Raw genomic sequence first — 21028 nt, 5'->3', positions numbered from 1 at the left:
TCCGCTCGACTTGCATGTATTAGGCACGCCGCCAGCGTTCGTCCTGAGCCAGGATCAAACTCTCCAAATAAGAGAGCGATTAAGCTCAATTAGAAAAACTGACGAGAACGTAATGTTCTCTTTATTTTGCTCAACCATTCATACGGTCTTGCGACACGTACCGAATGATCTCGCTAAGCATTTTCTTCGAAAATGCTGCTCACTCGTTGTTCAGTTTTCAAAGATCAACTTCGTTGCGTTTCAACTCTCGTCGTCAGCAACTTTTATATCATATCATGTCCGGTTTAGAAATGCAAGCTTTTTTTTAAAAGTTTTTTCAACTTCTGATCGAAGCTTACTTGCCATGTTCTTGTTTGAAACGGCTTATTTCTTGGCCGGAATTAGAATATACCATGTATAAAAATATAATGCAAGCTTTTTCTATAAGAAATTTATTATCTATTGTTTTATCTTCTATAGAAGGTATCTCTTTCTACAATTGATATGGAGATACCCCCTGATATGTTACTCATTTATTACTCTTTTAATATAGAGCTGACGCTCTGCCACTAGACTTACAATGGCTCCCTCTACAGCTACCATTGGACGCGTCGGGTGATCTCGATCGGTAAATACGATACTCCCCCTGCGATGATCGCTCAGCTCGACTACCGCTCCATTATGAAATTGTGTCACTTTACGAATAAAGGTCTGTACAATCTTCGGATCAAGCTTACCGAATGACTCCTGCATAATCTGCTCCAGCACTAGGTAAGGTGATTGTGAGCTCTTATACGGTCTCTCGAGCGTCATGGCATGGAATATATCTGCCACTGCAACAATCTTCGAATATATATGAATCTGATGCCCCTCCAGCCGGAGCGGGTAACCCGAACCATCGATTTTTTCGTGGTGCTGCAGTGCAGTTAATCTTACCCCCTCATTGATCGCTTTTACATTCTTAAGAATTGTATATCCGTGGGTCGTATGTTTTCTTACTTCTTCCTCTTCTGTCTTGCCCAGCGGTTTAGTACTGTATAAGATCTCAGGTGACACTTTAATATTACCGATATTATGAAGCAGGCCTGCGAGTGCGACCTGTATCCAGTCCCTTTGAGGCAGCTCACACCACTGTGCGATTAAATAGGAGGTTAGAGCTGTCAATACAGCATTGTGGTACATATAATCATCTCTTTTTATCGACCGTGGACTAAAATGAAGCACTTGATAGTTTTTTAAATGTAGTATAAGAATTGAAAATTGGGTACGAAGCTCGAAAACAGGAACCTCAAATGCCATGGCCTCATTAAAAGCCTTCTTCGTCAAAGTGACCATACGCTCATATTCTTCCTCAAAAGAAGTAAGATCTGCTGTATTTATAATCTCTGCGATCTGCTGATCTACCTGTATCTGTTTCTCCTGCTCTTCCTGCGTGCTATATGCAGATCCTCCTTCTGAAGAACCCACAGTATTCATATCTACTTCTACGGTCTGTACAAGAAACGCTCGCAAAATTTCTAGATCTCGAGGAAGGATTACTTTCCCTTTGGATAGAAGGAGTCCTCCCAGTGGTGTATGTACATCCTTGGCCAGCTTTGTCCCTGGCTTCAATTCGATAATTGACATCATAACCATTACGCTAACGCTCCGTTCTTAACACAGTAATCTAGCAGTATTAAAAATATTATTCTATTTTCCATTATATCCCTACAGGTAACTTGTGTATATTGCGAGTTTGTGACCTAATTAACATTTATTTAAAGTCTCACCTTTAGCATTGTTATATGGTTGATCTAAAAAAAAGAGACCCCATTATGGGATCTCTCTTGATAACCTATTCTTCGTTCTCAGAATCCGTATCCGGATCAATAAGACTGCTCTCTTCACTGTCTTCTGCAACTGGATCTGCAGCATCTTCAGACAAGGCACCCGATTCAGAAATAAGAGCTACATCCTCAATAGCCTCTAATTCCTCTTCTTCTGTTTTATCTGTTCTGCATACCGTTGCTACAGAATCATCCTCGCGTGTATGAATGAGTCTCACCCCTTGAGTGTTACGACCCATCGTGGAGATTCCCTCCATACTCATGCGCATCAGTGTTCCGCTTGTTGTTATAATCATCAAGTCTTCTTCGTTCTTCACGACCTTCAGACTGACAACTGGACCATTCTTCTCCGTAATGTTGATCGTCTTGATCCCTTTACCACCACGACTTTGAATACGATAGTCCGACACCGGTGTACGTTTGCCGTATCCGTTAGCCGTAACAATGAGAACCTCAAGCTCTGAATCGACAATATCCATACCGATGACCGAATCCTCTTCGTCCAGGTTGATGCCTTTGACCCCTGTCGCACTTCGTCCCATTGAACGGACATCATCTTCAGAGAAACGAATCGACATACCGTGAGCTGTGCCGAGAATCATCTCTTGTTTGCCATCGGTAAGCTTCACTTCAATAAGGGAATCGTCCTCACGCAAGTGGATAGCTATAAGTCCGCCCTTGCGGATATTTACATAATCGTCGAGCGGGGTCTTCTTCACAACGCCATGCTTGGTGGCGAAGAACAAGAACTTCTCGCTTTCGAACTCTTCAACCTCAATTACCGCGTTGACAGTCTCCCCTTGCTCGATCTGAATCATATTAATGATTGGTGTTCCTCTAGCGGTACGGCCAAGCTCAGGAATTTCATAAGCCTTGAGCCTGTACACCTTACCTTTATCCGTGAAGAACATCAGATAATTGTGTGTATTGGTTACAAACAAATGCTCAACGAAATCCTCATCCTTGGTATCCATACCCACGACACCACGACCGCCTCGCTTCTGTGAACGGTATGTGGAGACCGGAAGACGCTTAATGTAACCGGTGTGGGTAATCGTAACAACCACATCCTCACGTGGAATCAGATCCTCATCAAGAATGCTTTCTTCGCCTACCGTAATCTCTGTGCGGCGCTCATCATTGTAACGTTCTTTGATTTCCTGCAGCTCATCACGAATAATCTCAAGCACCAAATGCTCATTCGCCAGAATCTCGCGATATTCTGCAATCTTGGCAAGAAGCTCGTTATATTCGTTCTCAATCTTCTCGCGTTCGAGTCCTGTAAGACGCTGCAAGCGCATATCAAGGATAGCCTGAGCCTGATCATGACTAAGCTCAAAGCGCTCAATCAATCCTTCTCTAGCAGCATCTGTCGTTGCAGAAGCGCGGATCAAAGCGATGATCTCATCAATATGATCGAGTGCAATTCGCAATCCCTCGAGGATATGTGCGCGTGCTTCCGCTTTGCGCAGCTCAAATTCCGTACGACGGCGAATAACCGTAATCTGATGCTGTAAGTAGTGATACAGAACATCGCGCAGGCTCAGAATCTTAGGCTCGTTGTTAACGATGGCCAGCATGTTTATACCGAAATTGGATTGCATAGAAGTATGCTTATACAGATTGTTAAGCACCACATTCGGATTTACGTCGCGGCGCAGCTCAATTACAATTCGCATACCGCTGCGATCTGATTCATCACGAAGATCTGTAATACCTTCAATTTTCTTCTCGCGTACAAGCTCTGCAATCTTCTCTACAAGACGTGCCTTATTCACTTGATACGGAATTTCATGCACGATAATTCTAGCTTTGTTGTTCACTTCTTCAATGGTCGTTCTCGCACGCATCGTAACCGTTCCACGGCCTGTTTGATACGCCTGGCGAATACCTGAACGGCCAAGAATGAATCCAGCTGTCGGGAAGTCAGGGCCTTGGATATAATCCATCAGCTCAAGAGAAGTAATATCCGGATTCTCAATCATTGCATGAACTCCATCAATGACTTCCCCCAAATTATGCGGTGGAATATTGGTTGCCATCCCTACGGCAATCCCACCTACCCCGTTTACGAGCAGATTGGGATATCTGGCAGGAAGAACGATCGGCTCGTGCTCTTCTCCGTCATAGTTAGCCTGAAAATCGATGGTATCTTTATTGATATCACGGAGCATTTCCATTGCAATTTTGGACAAGCGGGCTTCCGTATAACGCATTGCCGCTGCCATATCTCCATCAATGGAACCAAAGTTACCGTGACCGTCTACGAGCATATAACGCATAGAGAAATCTTGGGCCATCCGTACCATAGTTTCATATACGGCCGAGTCTCCGTGCGGGTGATATTTACCGATAACTTCGCCGACGATACGCGCTGATTTCTTGTAAGGCTTGTCAGGTGCCATTCCAAGCTCCGACATTGCAAACAGAATACGACGGTGCACTGGTTTAAGCCCGTCTCTAACGTCAGGCAAAGCACGGCTGACGATGATACTCATCGCATAGTCCATAAAGGACTCGCGCATTTCTTCGCCAATATCGCGGTCTTTAATTTGCGAGTTATTTTGATCCGCCATGCTGGACCTCCTTCTTGTCTATCAAACAACATTGTTAAGCTGAAAATGTATTTGTGAAAAGCCTAACAAGGCTTTAACGCCCAAATCTTCTAATGAATTTCTCTCTATTACTAGCCTAGACAAAAAGTCCATTATTAAACGTATTCACGCTTCTAATTGAATCTACCTATAGGGATATGCCCTTCCTGTTTTGAAGAGCAAACCATATACTGTACAGATTCAGAATGGACATTCAGCTGCACAATATTACTCATATCCACACAAAACGCCATATTCCTCTATTATACCACTGATTTTTCTCCTTGTCCTATGGATTTCCTCCGGCAGGCATGATACTCCGCGAATTTATTGACTACATTTGATTAAGTAATAAAGGAGTGGTTAAGTGAGCATACGACGTGTCTCAAGCAAATGGAAGAAGACAGATGTCCTCTTAAAAGATCCGCAAATTGCTGCCTATATTCCAGAAACCCGTAAGTACAATCAAAATAATCTGGTAAAAATGATAGACTCTCACCTAACGGTATATGTTAAGCCAGAGCATGGTTCCCATGGCAAAGGAATTATGCGAGTAGAAACCACAAATTCTAGCAGTGATGAGACCGATTCATCCAATGATCCTAAACATGTCCTCCACTATGAAAAAACGCAAAGAACGTACACTACGATTTCATCCTTGCATCAAAAGATACAAAAACGAATGAATGGAAAGTCGTATTTGATTCAACGCGGAATTAAACTTCTTAAGCATCAGGGCCGCCCTTTCGACCTGAGAGTGATGGCTCAGAAGAACCTCCAGGGTAGATGGGAAGCCACAGGAATCATCGGCAAAGTCGCTGCCAAAGGAAAAGTTATTACTAACATCACCGGCGGCGGTCATATCGCTTCTTTTGAAGCCTTGATGAAACCCTACCTCGGTGAATCCGGAACCAAGAAATTTAAGAAAGAACTAAACGCTTTGGCTCTCAAAACGGCGAGACAGATGGAAAAGAACTACCCTGGCATTAAGGAGATCGGACTCGACATCGCCCTGGATGAGAAAGTAAGACCCTGGATTCTTGAGGTCAATACGTCTCCTGGTTTATATGTGTTCGGCTATTTACCGGACAAGAGCATTTATCGAAAAATAAAAAAGTACGCTAGAGCCTACGGTAGAGTAAGAATGTAACCATTCGCAGCAAAATCTAGCGTTGGCGTAAGCTCCTAATTACTTTCTGCCATAGAAGTTATTCAGCTGCCATCCCGTCTACTTTAAATCAGAAAAAGGGGCCATACCGGCCCCTTCTGTAAAACATATTGTTTTATATGAATACTAAACGTCGAGATTCTTGACGTATCTTGCATTCTCCTGAATGAAGTCGCGTCTAGGCTCTACGTTGTCTCCCATCAGAGTATCAAACATGGTGTCCGCGATCATCGCGTCCCCAATAGACACCTGAAGCATCGTGCGGCTCTCTGGGTCCATCGTCGTCTCCCACAGCTGACCAGCATTCATCTCTCCAAGTCCTTTGTAACGCTGTACATTGACCTTAACGCCCTCGCCGAACTCCTTAAGAATTAGGTCACGCTCGGCCTCTGAACCTGCATAGCGGACAGTCTTATTGCGCTCGATCTTGAAGAGCGGCGGCTGAGCGATATACACAAAGCCCGCTTCAATAATCTTGCGCATATAGCGGTAGAAGAACGTGAGCAGAAGGGTTCGGATATGGGCTCCATCGACGTCGGCATCGGTCATAATAATCACTTTATGATAACGTGCCTTCTCGATATCGAAATCATCACCAATCCCCGTACCGAGCGCTGTAATAATCGCACGAATCTCAGCATTTGAGAGAATTCGATCGAGTCTCGCTTTTTCTACGTTCAGAATCTTACCACGGAGCGGCAAAATCGCTTGGAAATGGCGGTCCCGTCCTTGCTTCGCCGATCCACCTGCGGAGTCACCCTCAACGATGTACAGCTCACTGATCGAAGCATCCTTGGATGAACAGTCAGCAAGCTTACCAGGCAGAGCACTCACTTCAAGAACGCTCTTCCGGCGGGTCATCTCACGTGCTTTACGTGCTGCTTCTCTCGCTCTGGACGCTTGCAGGGCTTTATCCAGAATCCGGCGGGAAACAGAAGGGTTCTCAATCAGGAACTCCTGCAGCTTCTCTGCAAACAGGGATTCCACAACTCCGCGCACTTCGCTATTGCCGAGCTTGGTTTTGGTTTGTCCTTCAAACTGCGGTTCCGGGATCTTGACAGAGATAATTGCTGTCAATCCTTCACGCACGTCATCCCCTGTCAGATTGCTGCTATTATCCTTGATAACGCCAGCCTTACGAGCGTAGTCATTAATGATCCGTGTCAATGCACTCTTGAAGCCGGATTCATGAGTACCGCCCTCATGGGTGTTAATATTATTCGCAAAGGAGTAGATATTCTCTGTATAGCTGTCGTTGTATTGGAGGGCTACCTCAACCTGAATGTTTTCACGCTGCCCTTCGACATAGATTGGCTGCTCATGAAGAACCTCTCTCTTGCTGTTAAGGTATTGTACATATTCCTTGATCCCGCCCTCATAATGGAACGAGCTTGAATCACCGGAGCGCTCATCCGTAATGCTGATGCCAATTCCTTTGTTCAGGAACGCCAGCTCACGAATACGAGTAAGCAGGATATCATACTCAAATACGGTCGTTTCCGTAAAGATCTCAGGATCCGGATAGAACGTTGTCGTTGTTCCCGTTTCGTCGGTATCGCCGATGACTTTGACATCATACTCTGGAACACCACGGCGGTACTCCTGCTGATAAATGTGCCCATCACGTTTAACAATAACGCTAACCTTGGTGGACAGAGCATTCACGACGGAAATACCTACACCATGAAGACCCCCAGAAACTTTATATCCGCCGCCGCCGAATTTACCTCCAGCGTGAAGGACGGTCATAACAACCTCAAGGGCAGATTTCTTCATCTTGGCCTGTTCTGCTACAGGGATCCCCCGACCGTTATCGACAACAGTAATGCTGTTATCTTCGTGGATCGTCACATCAATCTGATCACAGTAGCCTGCAAGAGCCTCATCGATACTGTTATCCACGACTTCCCATACGAGGTGATGCAAGCCTTTCGAGCTCGTAGAGCCGATATACATCCCTGGACGTTTTCTGACGGCCTCAAGTCCTTCAAGGACCTGAATCTCATCTGCACCATATGTCGGTTGATTCATAGACATGCCTTTCACCTACTTCACTAGATTAGAGTGGATCTGATAATTGTGTTATGACTGTATATAAAAGTGCCAAATGCGTTATAAAAGTACCGCCTCCTTGCTCTTATCGCAAGATGACGATACTCCTCAATAAATCGTTATATATCGCTTAGAACATTCGCTCTTTTCTTGAGAGTGGTCGAAGAGATTGGGGAATAGTAAACCGTGCTCTTGGTAACGACAATCGACTTCGCTTCTTCTTCTCCAATGATCTCCAGGTTTTTTTCCTGTTTAGAGTAAGTAATATACTGCTTCGATATTTTGGACGATTTTTCAATCGATATATCAAAAATAGCAACGAGCTCGGAAGAGCGGATAATCTTGTCTCCGCCCAGGTGGATATACATTGTCCGTTCATCTCCTTAACGTTCCACGTGACCAGCCTGTACATGATAGATATGAGCATCATGGAGCTTGCTGGTATTTAGTGTCTCAACCCCTGTTGCGGTTATAAACGTCTGAACTTTGCTCTGGAACGTTTCAATTAGCTGCGTCTGACGGTATGGATCAAGCTCAGATAGTACGTCATCCAGAAGCAGAACCGGATATTCACCAATCTCCTCGCAGATCAGCTCGATCTCTGCCAGCTTGAGTGACAGAGCGGTCGTTCTCTGCTGCCCCTGTGATCCATAGGTTTGTACTTCATGGCCGTTAATAAAGAAGGATAGATCGTCGCGATGAGGACCGGTTAGCGTTGTGCCTCTTCGGATCTCCTGATCCTTGGTTTGTGATAATTTTATCATAAAAAGGTCTAATAAAACAGCTTCATCTTCTTCGAGGGCATCAGCAAAGGATGGAACATAAGCAAGCTCAAGCTTCTCTTTGCCCCCTGTAATGCCTTCATGAATCGTTTCCGCCCATTTTTGCAGCTTCTTTATGAATTGTTTCCTTTTTTTAACGATTTTAACACCATGTTCTGCTAATTGCTCATTCCAAACGCTGAGCATCATCTGCTGAGACTCAGGAGCACCCCATAACTGCTTCAGCAGATTATTTCGCTGTACTAGAATCTTCTGATACTGCTGGAGATGATAAATATAGCCCGGAGCGACCTGTCCAATCTCCATGTCAAGGAACCGGCGGCGAACCCCCGGTGTCCCTTTGACGATCTCCAGATCCTCCGGCGCAAACATAACCACATTCAGGCTGCCGATAAAATCACTGAGCTTGCGCTGCTCCAGACCGTTAATTTTTGCTTTTTTGCCTTGCTGGGATAACGATAAATCAAGCTGAATTGTTCCGTACCTTCTATCCACATGTGCACTAATATGTGCGCTCGAGGCATTGAATCGAATGAGTTCCTTGTCTTTAGAGGTCCGATGACTCTTCGTCAGTGCCAAAGCATATATCGCCTCAACTAGATTCGTCTTCCCCTGTGCATTCTGACCAATAATCAGGTTAACCGGCCCGAAGGACTCGAGCTTTAAATGCTCGTAATTCCTATATTGATTCAGTTCAATGTCACTTACAAACACACTTTACATCCTCCCTTGCCTCTCGCCTCTTGAGGAAGCAGCAGGTGTTCGCTCATCTATTTCGCTTCTTCGACTTGGAACTCGCCTTCTCCATCAACCGCTACAAGATCTCCAGCATAGAGCTTACGTCCCCGTCTCTCTTCAATCTCGCCATTTACTTTGACAGCCTGCTCCTGCAGCAGCGCCTTCGCCATTCCACCTGTAGGAACACAATCGGCCAGCTTTAGAAACTGGTCAAGCTTAATATATTCACTGTGGATAACTATTTTTTTCACGAAAAACTTCCTCTCATGTGAATAACTTTTTATTTCAAAAAAAATAATACACAGCTCTAGTTCGTTGTACGGTATGGCAGAATGACATACTGGCTTGAGCTGTTGTCCGTCGGTTTTAAAATAATTGGGCTCATCACGCCGGTGAAGGAGATCATAAGCTCTTCACTCTCGACGACTTTGAGCACATCAAGCATATATTTCGAGTTGAAAGAGATTTTGAGCGGCTCCCCTTTGAAATCTTTTACTTGAAGCTCTTCACGCACCTTACCTAGCTCAGAGGAGCTGGATGAGATTTCAATATCACCGTTATCCAGTGTCTGCATACGAACGATATTCGTTTTTTCCTCACGGGACAGCAAATACGCGCGATCGATCGATTCGCTGAGCTTCTTTGTTTCTAATACGAGTTCTGTTTTGTAGGAGCTCGGAATAATTCTAGAAGTATCAGGGTAAGTTCCATCCAGAATGCGGGTATAGAATAATACACGGTCAATCTTGAACAGCACCTGGTTGTCAGCAACGACGATATCAACCAGTGAATTTTGATCAGGAATAATTTTACTCAGCTCATTTAGTGTTTTTCCTGAGATTACAATATTGTGGAATTTGATCTCATCGGCTCCTTCGATATGAGCAGAGCGGGTTGCAAGGCGGTGGCGGTCAGTTGCCACAAATTTGAACTCATTATCAGTCAGACTCCATAATACGCCAGTCAAAATAGGTGTTGTCTCATGAGTGGAAATGGAGAATACCGTTTGCTTAATCATATTCTTGAGCAGATCACCAGGAATGGACAAGGTTTGGTTCTCTTCGATGCTTGGAAGAATAGGGAATTCTTCGGGATCGAGTCCAACGAGCTGAATTTCTGTAGCTCCGGCAGAGATAAAGGTATTGAAGTTATCTTTGACTTCCATGTGAACTTCCTGAGATGGCAGCTTCTTAATAATTTCGACAAAAAACTTAGCGGGTAAAACAACACTCCCTGCCTGCTCTACAGAAACAATGGTCTTTCCATTCTCTTCTAAAGGGATAAACGATTGAATAGAAATATCTGTATCACTTGCAGTAAGCGTAACGCCTTGATAATTCACATCAAATTTGATGCCCGTAAGAATAGGGATCGTGGTTCTGCTGGAGATCGCCTTGGATACATGTTGAATGGATTCATTCAGGTAGCTTTTCAATATGCTGATTTTCATAGTTTCACTCCTTGGGGAATATAAGCTTGATGTTGCTGACTAACGTACTTACTTTTTCGAAATTTGGCGTCGATAAGACGCATCTATATTGATGTAGTATTTATTAAAAAATAGTAGTAATAGTAATAGGCGCACTGAATATGTGGATAAGCCCTACAAAAGGCATAAAATTAAGCCTATCCACATGTGTACAGATTGTGCATAGGCTTTGTACTTGTTAAGTTGGGTTTTTAATTTTTTCGATAAGATTGTTGATAACTTTAAACAGTTCCTGATCGCTCTTTATTGATTGTGTTATTTTCTCATGCGCATGAATGACGGTTGTATGATCCCGTCCCCCGAATGCTTCTCCGATCTTAGGCAAGGAAAAGTCAGTCAATTCTCGAGATAGATACATCGCAATCTGCCTTGGGAAGGCTACCGCTTTGGTTCTTTTTCTCGCCTTGAAATCTTCAAGCTTCAGATTGTAATATTCGCCAACCTTCTGCTGAATATCCTGAATGGTAATAATCTTCGGACGGCTTGATGGAATGATATCCTTGAGTGCTTCCGCTGCCAGATGTGTTGTTACGTCCTGATTGGTCAGAGACGAGTATGCTACCACACGAATAAGGGCTCCTTCAAGTTCTCTGATGTTCGTATCGATCTGATTGGCAATATACATCATTGCCTCATTCGGAATATCGAGATTCTCTGCCTTGGCCTTCTTGCGAAGAATGGCGATTCGCTTCTCAAGATCCGGAGGCTGGATATCAGTTATAAGTCCCCATTCAAACCTGGAGCGCAGCCGTTCTTCAAGTGTCGGAATTTCCTTCGGCGGCCGGTCACTTGAGATAATAATCTGCTTATGTTCTTCATGCAGTGCATTAAACGTATGGAAGAACTCTTCCTGTGTCGATTCCTTACCGGCCAAAAATTGAATATCATCAATTAGCAAAATGTCGACATTGCGATATTTATTGCGAAAATTCTCACCACGATTGTCGCGGATGGAATTAATGAATTCATTCGTGAATTTCTCCGATGAGAGGTAAACGACCTTACTGCTGGGGTTATGCTCCAAAATGTAGTGCCCTATGGCATGCATGAGGTGTGTCTTGCCGAGTCCAACTCCTCCATATAAGAAGAGCGGATTGTACGCTTTGGCAGGGGCTTCTGCAACTGCAAGTGATGCTGCATGTGCAAATCTGTTGCCCGGGCCGATGACAAACGTGTCAAAAGTGTACTTCGGATTAAGCATATGTGCCATTGCCTCTTCTTGTGGTACTGGAGGAGGCGTGATCACTTGCTGCGGATCCGGCTCAGCCGTCTTGTGTTCTTCTATGACAAACTTAACGTCCACTTGTTTTCCGAGCAGTTCATAAACGGTTGAACCGACAAGTTTCGTATAGCGGCTCTCCAGCCACTCTACAGCGAACGTAGTGGGTGCTGATATGACGATAGACTGATCATTCAGCTTAATGGCTTTGGTCGCCTTAAACCAGGTGTCATAGCTGGGTTTGCTAAGCTTGGTTTGAATTATTGATAGTATTTGCTGCCATAGTTCGGAAGTATGGCTGTCCACAGACTGTCACTCCTTTTAATCGTCCAAATGTGGCCCAGAGCCATGAGCGGAATGTCGAAATAAAATTTATATTGTAGAATTTATCCCCAGTGTCCAAAAGACCTCAGACAAAAAAAGAATGAACAACTCAAAATTGTTCACAACTTTATCCACAGGCTGTTGATAATATTATGGATCAAAACATATATTCACATCCAAAAGTAATATAATCATAGCAAAAGAAAGCTTATATTTCAACGGATCTCAGGATTTTATCCACAAATTCAATAACTTGTGTATAATTTTTAATCACAACACTATATATTGTTTATAATCTGTTTAGTTTTCGACAAGAATGCCCAAAAGGCGATAATAATTATTCACAGCTTGTCCTCTAGCATTGAAGAAATCTGTTGAACAATTGGAGGCAGCCTGTGTATTTTTAGTGAAGTTAGGTCTGTGGATAACGAAGGAAAGTGAGTAAATCACTCTGAGGATATTTTGAGGGCGTAATTATAGCCGAGCAATTTATATAACGATTCATTAATATTCATTAATCGTATTGAAACTAGGATATGCAAAAGAGCCGATCATTATGATCGGCTCTTTTGCGTAATGTTGAATCTATTCGGTTGCGGTAATATGTTCTCGCTGGAACTTCGCAATATCCTCATATTCTTCCGTCAGCTTACGGGATATACGGATAAAGATCGGAAGCAGCTCCTGGTAGATCGCTACATGATTTTGATCCGGCTTGTGGGCATGGGTGGTTCCCACCATCTCTGAGACGATCTCAAGCGAATCTGTGCGTCCTGTAGCATATAGACCGAGGACAACGGCTCCAAGGCATGAGCTCTCAAAGCTCTCAGGCACAACGACCTCCTGATCAAAGATATCGGCCATCATCTGACGCCATAGTGGAGAGCGTGCAAATCCGCCTGTAGCCAGGATCCGGCTTGGCTGACCCATTTGTTCCTTCATGGCAAGCAGAACCGTATAGAGGTTAAAAATGACGCCTTCAAGTACGGAACGAATCATATGCTCCTTCTTATGATGCAGTGTAAGGCCAAAGAAGGACCCTCTAGCATCAGGATTCCACAGTGGGGCTCTCTCGCCAGCTAAGAACGGATGGAAGAGCAGTCCGTCTGCACCAGGGCTGACACGTGCAGCGATACGAGTAAGTACATCATACGAGCTGATACCGAGGCGTTTGGCTGTTTCTATTTCGCTGGCTGCCATTTCATCACGAACCCAGCGGAAGATCATGCCTCCATTATTGACAGGTCCGCCAACAACCCAATGCTTCTCTGTCAAAGCGTAGCAGAACGTACGTCCCTTTGGATCAGTAACCGGCTTGTCTACAACGGTGCGGATCGCTCCGCTTGTCCCGATCGTAGCTGCCACTTCACCAGGGCGTATGGCGTTTACACCGAGATTGGATAATACACCATCGGTAGCTCCTACAACGAATGGAGTGGAGGCAGACAAGCCCATCTCTGCCGCATATTTTTCATTTAAGCCTTCGAGAATATGTGTCGTAGGTACAAGCTTGGACAAGCGTTCTGGAGTAATTCCTGCAATCTGCAGCGCTTCTTCGTCCCAATTCAGCTGTTCAAGATTCATCAGTCCTGTTGCAGAGGCTATAGAATGATCGACCACATATTCATTGAACAGCTTGAATGTAACGTATTCACGGATCGAAATGAATTTGGCTGATTGATTAAACAGCTCGGTGTGATCATGTTTGAGCCATAGCAGCTTGGCAAGAGGGGACATTGGATGAATTGGAGTTCCGGTGCGGCGATAGATCTCATGCCCGTTCAGCTCATCCTTTAATTTTCTAGACCATTCGTTACTGCGATTATCTGCCCAGGTGATGCATGGAGTAAGTGGGTTCCCTGCTGCATCCATGGCGATCATACTGTGCATCGCTGTACTAAAGGAAGCAAACATTACTTGATCAGGTGTAACGCCGCTTGTCTTCATGACTTCTTTAACTGTATGGATGACGGCATGGAAGATTTCCTCCGGATCCTGAACCGCTGCATCGGGAACAGGGGTATAGAGCGGGTATTCCTCGCTTGCTTTTGCAACCACTTGTCCATTCTCTTCAAACAGGACCGATTTCGTGCTCGTTGTCCCGATATCAATACCAAGCATGTATGATTTCATAACGTAAGAGCCTTCTTTCTAATATATTTTGTAACGCAATTTGCCTAACACGAAGCTAGCAGTTCAGCTTCGTGTTAGGCAATTCTCAATGAAGTGTACATATATCCAGTGTACTATATGGAGTTTTTAGATGACAAAGCTTAATAGCAAAATAAGAATCAGTGCCACTACAGAAAGAATACATTCCATAACGGACCAGGTTTTTAACGTCTGGGATACAGACATATTGAAGAATTCTTTGATCATCCAGAAACCGGCATCGTTGACATGGGACAAGAAGAGGGAACCTGCTCCTGTTGCCAGAACGACGAGCTCGACACTTACATCTGGAGACATTCCAAGAACCGGAGCAACTATGCCGGCTGCTGTCGTCATCGCAACGGTTGCAGAACCGGTTGCAACGCGGATCAGAGCCGCCACGAGCCATGCAAACAGAATAACGTTGATGTTAATGCTTGTCGCAAGCTCAGCAATCGCATTACCGACACCGCTGTCGATCAACACTTGCTTAAATGCGCCGCCGCCGCCGATGATCAGAATAATGCTAGCTGTAGGCGCAAGACATTCACTTGTAAACTTCGAAATTTCGCTTTTGTTAAAGCCGCGTGCGAATCCGAGTGAGAAGAGTGCAAAGACGACAGAGATCAGGAGTGCAACAATTTCGTCACCGATGAACTCTAGGAAATGGGTGAGACCATTTGTACCTGCTGGATCTACAATCATCGCTACTGAACCGGCAAGCATTAGAATAACCGGCAGCAGAATAGTCAGTAGAGTAATACCAAAGCCAGGGAGTTCGCGTTCGCTCTTTAATGAGAATTGTTCAGCAAGCTCTGCTGGCGGCTCAACTTGTACTCTTTTGCTAATAATATTACCGAATACAGGCCCTGCGATAATCGCAGTAGGCAAACCAACCAGGATACTGTAGAAAATGGTCATACCTAGGTTGGCATCAAATGCATCGATTGCAATCATTGGAGCCGGATGCGGCGGCACCAAACCGTGTACGGTTGATAGACCGGCCAGAATAGGAATACCAATCTTAATAATGGACAAACCTGTTTTTCGAGCGACAGTAAAGACGATCGGGATAAGCAGGATAAGACCTACTTCAAAAAATACAGGAATACCAACAATAAAACCAACGATCATCATCGCCCAGTGAACACGTTTTTGACCGAACCGATTCACTAGCGTTGTAGCAATACGTTCGGCACCGCCGGACTCGGCCATCATTTTACCGAGCATTGTACCAAGACCGATAACAATAGCTATCGTTCCGAGTGTTCCGCCAACCCCGCCGGTTATGGAGCCGATGACATCTTCTGCGTTCATTCCTGTAAGTAATCCGAGCATTAAGGCGGATATTAACAGGGAGACAAATGGATTCCATTTATATTTAGAAATCAATACGATAAGAATAACAATCGTAATTAGTGTCCATATCAGCATGGTGGCTGTATGACTAAGTCCAAAAATACTATCCATAATTCAAAATCTCCTTTGCAGCCAATTAAAGTGAAATTCTAAAGTTGTGTAAAACGAGAAACGCTTACAAAAGCATTTTAAAGCCTTCTTATCGAGTACGAGTATACTTGTCGACAAGTTTGAGCGAAAAAGAGAAAGTACAGCGCTTGCACATTTCTCAATTTGAATACCTTGGTACTTATTGTGGAGAGAAATCATAATGTTTTATGCAAAGTTTGCCGTGAATCGTCAAAATAAAGCTTAACCTCATCCGCTACAACCTCAGAATCACGAGACTCGAGTCCACGTATAAGTCTGCGGTGCTTCTCAATCACCGTTTCAATCCGCTCATGACCATGAGAGAAAACTTCCTCTGTCGTAAGCAGCAGAACTGTCATAATAATCTGCCGGATGCTCTTCCATAAATGCAGCATTCGAGTGTGGTTTGCTTCTATTATGATCGTTTCATGGAAACTTAAGTCTTGGTAAGCAAATTCGACATGATCCTTATGTTTTGCCGAGAGCTCCATCTTATCAATGATCTGCTGCAGCTTCATAATCAGCTGCTCTGGCAAGTCTAACGATAATCGCTCTTGGACAAAGCTTTCAATAAGGTATCTAACGTCATACAGCTCATCCATATCACGTTGACTAAGACCAAGCACGACAGCGCCCATTCGTTCCAATCGAAGCAAGCCTTCATTTGAAAGCGTTTTAAATGCATCTCTAACGGGAGAACGGCTGCTACCAAATTGAGTGGCGATTCGATTCTCGGACAAAACCTCTCCTACCGGAATGGCGCCATCAATAATTTGCAGTCTTAATTCGCTTACAATAAATTCACCAAGAGACTCTCCTTGTAACCAAGCAGCAGGATATCGCATGACATGACGCTCCTATCCAAAAGTATACTTGTATACAACTAGCTGAGATTTATCCTACACTATTATTTAATGTTTTGTAAACGATTAATTTAGGATATATAAGAAGAATTTAATTCAATTTCCTAATTTAAACGGATCCAGTTAACCGCACATTCGCTTTTGCAGCCAACAACTGGAGGACCTCTAAATAATAGTGGCTGGATGATTGATTATCCACATGTGTATAATTTATATATATTGAAAGATATTATTTGCTATTGTGGACAATTATTTAAAGATCATTATATATCTTGTAAGTAAAACATGATAAGCTGTATGAAGTCAGTTGACTTTTTGACTTGATCATGTTTAAATGTATAAAGGCATTTTCTGTGTTTATGAAAATGATTAAATTTCGATAATGTTATGGATTGCGCTAAGCAAATTAATACAGTTCATAAGCTCTACAAGATAGTTCAATCTGTACAGGATTCCTTTAAGGGGGTGCATACACATGAGACCAACATTTAGACCGAACGTAAGCAAACGTAAGAAAGTTCATGGTTTCCGGAAAAGAATGAGCACGAAAAACGGCCGTAAAGTTCTGGCAGCCCGCCGTCTAAAAGGCAGAAAAGTATTAAGTGCGTAATGCGTGCATAAAGACCACTACGGTGGTCTTTTTTTCTTAATGTCGCTCATTTGATTGATAATATAGAGGTATCAATACAGTTTGGGTCGATTCGTTTATGTTTTTGGCGGATCGTCTATACTAGTTATGTTCATTTTTTGAGGATTGCCAGGTAAGCAAGGAGAAGATTGCTCGTGCATAAAAGATTACGTTTACGAAACCGGGACGACTTTAATCGCGTATACCGTTATGGAAAGTCCTTTGCCAACTATCAATTTGTGGTATATGGATTGCGTCGCAAAGATGTCGATCAGTTTCGAGTCGGCGTATCTTGCAGCAAGAAAATAGGCAATGCTGTTGTTCGCAATCGTATTAGAAGGATTATTAAAGAAATCATTCGTCATCATGAAGCCGAAATAGTAGAGCATATGGATCTGGTTTTTATCGTTAGAAAAGGCGCCGCTTCCATGAGTTATCAGGAGATGGAGAAGAGTATCCTTCATGTCTTGCGAAAAGCTTCGCTGCTCAAGAAAAATCGCTTGAAATAGCGTTTTCTTTGTTCTTCTAATTATGGTATTATTTACGGTGGAATGGAAAGGTTAAGAGAGGGGTTATGAAGTGTCGCGATTCATGTCAATGAAGGGTAGAAAATGGCTCCTTCTTATCGCTGTCATCGCTTTGGTCTCCGTGTTAGCAGGCTGTTCTACGAATCCGTCCGCACACTTGACCACAGAAGACTTAAAAAACAGTGATTCATTTTGGAGAAGTAACGTTGTTTACTGGTTCTCACTCGCTCTAGATACTTTTGCGAATTGGTTTAATGGAGAGTATGGTCTAGCCATACTGGTCTTAGTGCTTATTGTTCGTACATTGATTCTCCCATTAACCATTAAACAAGTTAAAAGCTCTAGAAACATGCAGAGGGTTCAGCCCCTAATCAAGGAAATCCAAACAAAGTACAAGGATAATCCTGAGAAGCTGCAACAAGAAACAATGAAGTTGTTCCAAGAGCATAAAGTCAATCCGATGGCAGGATGTCTACCTTTGATCATCCAGATGCCAATATATATTGCTCTTTACAATTCAATCTATATGAATTCCAATATCAGTCAGCATACGTTCCTATGGATGGAACTCGGCTCACCGGATACATCATTTGTCCTGCCGATTCTCGTTGCTGTATCGATGTTCTTCCAAACCTGGTACATGATGAAGCAAAACCCAAGTCAGCAGCAAGGTCCTATGCAATTTATGCTGTGGGTATATCCGATTCTGATGTTCGTCATGTCTTACCAGTTCGCATCTGCTTTGCCGTTGTACTGGTTCTATTCCAATATTTATACCATCGTACAAAACTTCTTCTTGTATCGTAATAACGATAAGCATTTGGCTGCTGCTAATGTTCAGGCTGCGACTAGCTCCAGCAAGGGACAAGCTAAATCAGGCAGTGGCGCTAACAGATCGCAAGGCAACAAGAAAAAGAAGAAGAAAAGAAAGTAATCAGCTTGTGGTGAAGGAGGCAGGGCGTTCTATATGACCACCGTCATTGCGACAGGTAAAACGATAGAAGATGCTGTCATGAAAGGATTAACTGAGCTTGGTGTCAGCCGGGAATCGGTTACGTTAAACGTCTTAGAGCAGCCATCCAGAGGATTTCTTGGACTTATCGGCGTTAAGCCCGCTAAAGTGGAACTAACCCTTATACCTAAACGCAAGAGCGAGTCCGTCGTAACTGAGCCTGACCGGATCCAAATTTCAAGCTTAGCAGAATCGATATCTTCTGTGTCTGAGGCAGACCCCTATTACGAAGCAAGTGAATTCATTAAAGAAGTAGCTGCTGGCATGGGGCTAGAGGTTGATATTGATATAAAGAAAAACAGAGACGGGAAAATCTTTAATATAACTGGCGATAATTTAGGTCTGATCATCGGCCGTCGAGGGCAGACGCTGGATGCACTTCAATACCTTGCAAACATCGTTGCGAATAAGCACTCTACAAGCTTTGTTCGAATTGTGCTGGACGCAGAGAACTTCAGGCAGCGGCGCCGCAAGACGTTGGAGGAGCTGGCTGAACGTCTCGCGTTACAAGTTATTCGTACAGGGAAAGAAGTAATACTTGAACCGATGTCGTCTCAGGAACGCAAAGTTATTCATGCGAAGCTGCAGCATCACCGTCAGATTAAGACTTACAGTAAGGGCGAGGAGCCTAACCGTAGAGTAGTAATCACACCTAAATGATGTAATTCAATGAGAAATTTTGCGAATACGCAATGGCTTTCTGCGGGATGCAGGAGCCATTGCTTTTTTCATAGTATGGGCGAGTCTTTATATAAATGGTAAAGAAGGTGAACCTCTTGATTAGTGATAACATAGCTGCGATCTCCACGGCCGTTGGAGAGGCGGGGATTGCAGTGATTCGAGTAAGTGGTCCGGATTCAATTACGGAAGTGGAGAAAATATTCAAAAGTAAAAAACCTCTTCATCTTGTGGATTCCCACACCGTTCATTATGGACACATTATAGATCCAGACAGTAAAGGGCATATAGAAGAGGTGCTGGTTACTGTCATGAGAGCTCCGCGCTCTTTTACAACGGAAAATGTAGTTGAAATCAGTTCTCACGGCGGCGTTATTTCCGTTAAACGGATTATGGATTTACTTCTTCAGCTGAATATCCGGGTCGCTGAGCCTGGCGAATTTACGAAGAGGGCTTTTTTGAATGGCAGAATTGATCTGTCACAGGCCGAAGGCGTTATGGATCTGATTCGTTCGAAGTCAGACCGGGCATTCTCTGTCGCATTGAAGCAGGTAGAAGGATCGCTCTCCACCAAGATTAAAGATTTGAGACACACGCTGGTAGAGACGCTTGCTCATATTGAGGTAAATATCGACTATCCAGAGCATGATGTGGAGTCACTCACCTCGGAATTCATTAAAGAAAAATCATCTTTTGTGATGAATGAGATTGCCAAGCTGTTAAAAACAGCAGAACAAGGAAAAATATTAAGAGAAGGTATTACAACAGCGATCGTAGGAAGACCAAACGTTGGCAAATCCTCGCTGCTGAATACACTCGCCCAGGACAATCGTGCGATTGTAACGGATATTCCTGGAACGACCCGGGATGTCATTGAAGAATTTGTTACGATTAACAACATTCCGCTGAAGCTGCTCGATACTGCTGGGATTCGGGAGACGATGGATATCGTTGAGAAGATCGGGGTCGAACGTTCGAGAACGGCTTTTAGTGAGGCAGACTTGATCTTAATGGTAGTCAATGCGAGCGAGCCGATTCACGATGATGAGATCGAATTGCTCGAACAGATCAAAGGAAGACAAGCGATCATTGTCATGAATAAGATCGATCTCCCAACTCAGGCTAATCGAGAGATTCTAGAACGCTACGTCGATCCTGAACTTATTGTCCCGATGTCTGTAAAAGCCGAGGAAGGAATCGATGCACTTGAAGCAGCCATATCCCAGTTATTCTTCAGCGGCAGCCTGGAATCAGCCGATCTGACGTATGTGAGCAATGTGCGCCATATTTCCTTGTTGAAAAAGGCAAACCAGTCTTTACGTGATGCCTACGAGGCCGCTGAGCAGTATATTCCGATTGATATGATTCAGATCGATGTACGAATGGCATGGGAGCATCTAGGAGAGATCGTGGGGGATACAGCACATGATGCGCTGATTGATCAAATCTTCTCTCAATTCTGTTTGGGTAAATAAAGGATAGTAGCTGTTCACATTATGTACGAATGTAG

At 43.8% G+C, this 21028-nt stretch carries 17 protein-coding genes and 1 rRNA gene; 6 read left to right on the top strand and 12 right to left on the bottom strand.

The features are described 5' to 3' along the window. The 3 genes from ACFSVM_RS25040 to gyrA form a co-directional block, all read right to left on the bottom strand. A 16S ribosomal RNA gene (locus ACFSVM_RS25040) occupies window positions 1-70 on the bottom strand; the annotation flags it as partial. A gap of 434 nt (window positions 71-504) precedes the next feature. Next, entirely contained in the window at window positions 505-1614 is a 1110-nt protein-coding gene (locus ACFSVM_RS25035; RefSeq protein ID WP_379265217.1) for an HD-GYP domain-containing protein, read from the bottom strand. A 199-nt stretch (window positions 1615-1813) separates the two neighbouring features. Further along, the gene (gyrA, locus tag ACFSVM_RS25030; protein ID WP_379265215.1) at window positions 1814-4381 is read right to left on the bottom strand and encodes a DNA gyrase subunit A; all 2568 of its coding nucleotides are present in this window, start codon (window positions 4379-4381) and stop codon (window positions 1814-1816) included. Between the two features lie 385 nt (window positions 4382-4766). On the opposite strand from gyrA, the gene ACFSVM_RS25025 reads away from it, so the two are divergent. Beyond that, entirely contained in the window at window positions 4767-5549 is a 783-nt protein-coding gene (locus tag ACFSVM_RS25025; protein WP_379265213.1) for a YheC/YheD family protein, read from the top strand. 144 nt (window positions 5550-5693) lie between these two features. On the opposite strand, the gene gyrB is transcribed toward ACFSVM_RS25025, so the two are convergent. From gyrB to ACFSVM_RS24980, 9 genes are all read right to left on the bottom strand, one after another. After that, window positions 5694-7604: a DNA topoisomerase (ATP-hydrolyzing) subunit B gene (gyrB, locus tag ACFSVM_RS25020; protein ID WP_076314131.1), complete on the bottom strand. Its 1911-nt coding sequence runs from the start codon at window positions 7602-7604 to the stop codon at window positions 5694-5696. Between the two features lie 134 nt (window positions 7605-7738). Next, entirely contained in the window at window positions 7739-7987 is a 249-nt protein-coding gene (gene remB, locus ACFSVM_RS25015) for an extracellular matrix regulator RemB (protein WP_047912550.1), read from the bottom strand. Between the two features lie 15 nt (window positions 7988-8002). Beyond that, window positions 8003-9115: a DNA replication/repair protein RecF gene (gene recF, locus ACFSVM_RS25010; protein ID WP_379265210.1), complete on the bottom strand. Its 1113-nt coding sequence runs from the start codon at window positions 9113-9115 to the stop codon at window positions 8003-8005. Between the two features lie 56 nt (window positions 9116-9171). Then, complete coding sequence (yaaA, locus tag ACFSVM_RS25005) at window positions 9172-9390, bottom strand: S4 domain-containing protein YaaA (protein ID WP_047912552.1); 219 nt, start codon at window positions 9388-9390, stop codon at window positions 9172-9174. 56 nt (window positions 9391-9446) lie between these two features. Beyond that, window positions 9447-10589, bottom strand: a complete 1143-nt coding sequence (gene dnaN, locus ACFSVM_RS25000) for a DNA polymerase III subunit beta (RefSeq protein WP_379265207.1) — start codon at window positions 10587-10589, stop codon at window positions 9447-9449. Window positions 10590-10806: 217 nt separating this feature from the next. Further along, window positions 10807-12153 (bottom strand): chromosomal replication initiator protein DnaA, encoded by a 1347-nt coding sequence (gene dnaA / locus ACFSVM_RS24995; protein ID WP_379265205.1) that lies wholly within the window; start codon window positions 12151-12153, stop codon window positions 10807-10809. A 603-nt stretch (window positions 12154-12756) separates the two neighbouring features. Then, window positions 12757-14304, bottom strand: coding sequence for a gluconokinase (gene gntK / locus ACFSVM_RS24990; RefSeq protein WP_379265203.1), 1548 nt, complete (start codon window positions 14302-14304; stop codon window positions 12757-12759). Window positions 14305-14430: 126 nt separating this feature from the next. Further along, the gene (locus ACFSVM_RS24985; protein WP_379265201.1) at window positions 14431-15792 is read right to left on the bottom strand and encodes a GntT/GntP/DsdX family permease; all 1362 of its coding nucleotides are present in this window, start codon (window positions 15790-15792) and stop codon (window positions 14431-14433) included. 194 nt (window positions 15793-15986) lie between these two features. Then, entirely contained in the window at window positions 15987-16655 is a 669-nt protein-coding gene (locus ACFSVM_RS24980) for a GntR family transcriptional regulator (RefSeq protein WP_379265199.1), read from the bottom strand. 493 nt (window positions 16656-17148) lie between these two features. Between ACFSVM_RS24980 and rpmH the strand changes: the two genes are divergently transcribed. From rpmH to mnmE, 5 genes are all read left to right on the top strand, one after another. Then, window positions 17149-17283, top strand: a complete 135-nt coding sequence (gene rpmH / locus ACFSVM_RS24975) for a 50S ribosomal protein L34 (RefSeq protein ID WP_039295761.1) — start codon at window positions 17149-17151, stop codon at window positions 17281-17283. A 173-nt stretch (window positions 17284-17456) separates the two neighbouring features. Then, entirely contained in the window at window positions 17457-17810 is a 354-nt protein-coding gene (gene rnpA / locus ACFSVM_RS24970; RefSeq protein ID WP_047912558.1) for a ribonuclease P protein component, read from the top strand. 70 nt (window positions 17811-17880) lie between these two features. Beyond that, window positions 17881-18762 (top strand): YidC/Oxa1 family membrane protein insertase, encoded by an 882-nt coding sequence (gene yidC / locus ACFSVM_RS24965; protein ID WP_177178735.1) that lies wholly within the window; start codon window positions 17881-17883, stop codon window positions 18760-18762. A gap of 33 nt (window positions 18763-18795) precedes the next feature. Further along, the gene (gene jag, locus ACFSVM_RS24960; RefSeq protein ID WP_379265195.1) at window positions 18796-19500 is read left to right on the top strand and encodes an RNA-binding cell elongation regulator Jag/EloR; all 705 of its coding nucleotides are present in this window, start codon (window positions 18796-18798) and stop codon (window positions 19498-19500) included. A 116-nt stretch (window positions 19501-19616) separates the two neighbouring features. Beyond that, window positions 19617-20993: a tRNA uridine-5-carboxymethylaminomethyl(34) synthesis GTPase MnmE gene (gene mnmE / locus ACFSVM_RS24955; protein ID WP_379265193.1), complete on the top strand. Its 1377-nt coding sequence runs from the start codon at window positions 19617-19619 to the stop codon at window positions 20991-20993. The last annotated feature ends 35 nt before the right edge of the window (window positions 20994-21028 follow it).

This window comes from Paenibacillus shunpengii, from assembly GCF_042684905.1.
Lineage (GTDB): Bacteria > Bacillota > Bacilli > Paenibacillales > Paenibacillaceae > Paenibacillus > Paenibacillus shunpengii.
The sequence above is the reverse complement of the archived record's forward strand: the minus strand, read 5'-3'. Positions and strand labels throughout refer to the sequence as shown.

Coding starts and splice junctions, on each gene's coding strand:
- jag (WP_379265195.1), top strand. CDS start 18,796: ATGACCACCGTCATTGCGACAGGTAAAACGATAGAAGATGCTGTCATG.
- remB (WP_047912550.1), bottom strand. CDS start 7,987: ATGTATATCCACCTGGGCGGAGACAAGATTATCCGCTCTTCCGAGCTC.
- ACFSVM_RS24980 (WP_379265199.1), bottom strand. CDS start 16,655: ATGCGATATCCTGCTGCTTGGTTACAAGGAGAGTCTCTTGGTGAATTT.
- rpmH (WP_039295761.1), top strand. CDS start 17,149: ATGAGACCAACATTTAGACCGAACGTAAGCAAACGTAAGAAAGTTCAT.
- gntK (WP_379265203.1), bottom strand. CDS start 14,304: ATGAAATCATACATGCTTGGTATTGATATCGGGACAACGAGCACGAAA.
- gyrB (WP_076314131.1), bottom strand. CDS start 7,604: ATGTCTATGAATCAACCGACATATGGTGCAGATGAGATTCAGGTCCTT.
- gyrA (WP_379265215.1), bottom strand. CDS start 4,381: ATGGCGGATCAAAATAACTCGCAAATTAAAGACCGCGATATTGGCGAA.
- ACFSVM_RS25035 (WP_379265217.1), bottom strand. CDS start 1,614: ATGGTTATGATGTCAATTATCGAATTGAAGCCAGGGACAAAGCTGGCC.
- ACFSVM_RS24985 (WP_379265201.1), bottom strand. CDS start 15,792: ATGGATAGTATTTTTGGACTTAGTCATACAGCCACCATGCTGATATGG.
- dnaN (WP_379265207.1), bottom strand. CDS start 10,589: ATGAAAATCAGCATATTGAAAAGCTACCTGAATGAATCCATTCAACAT.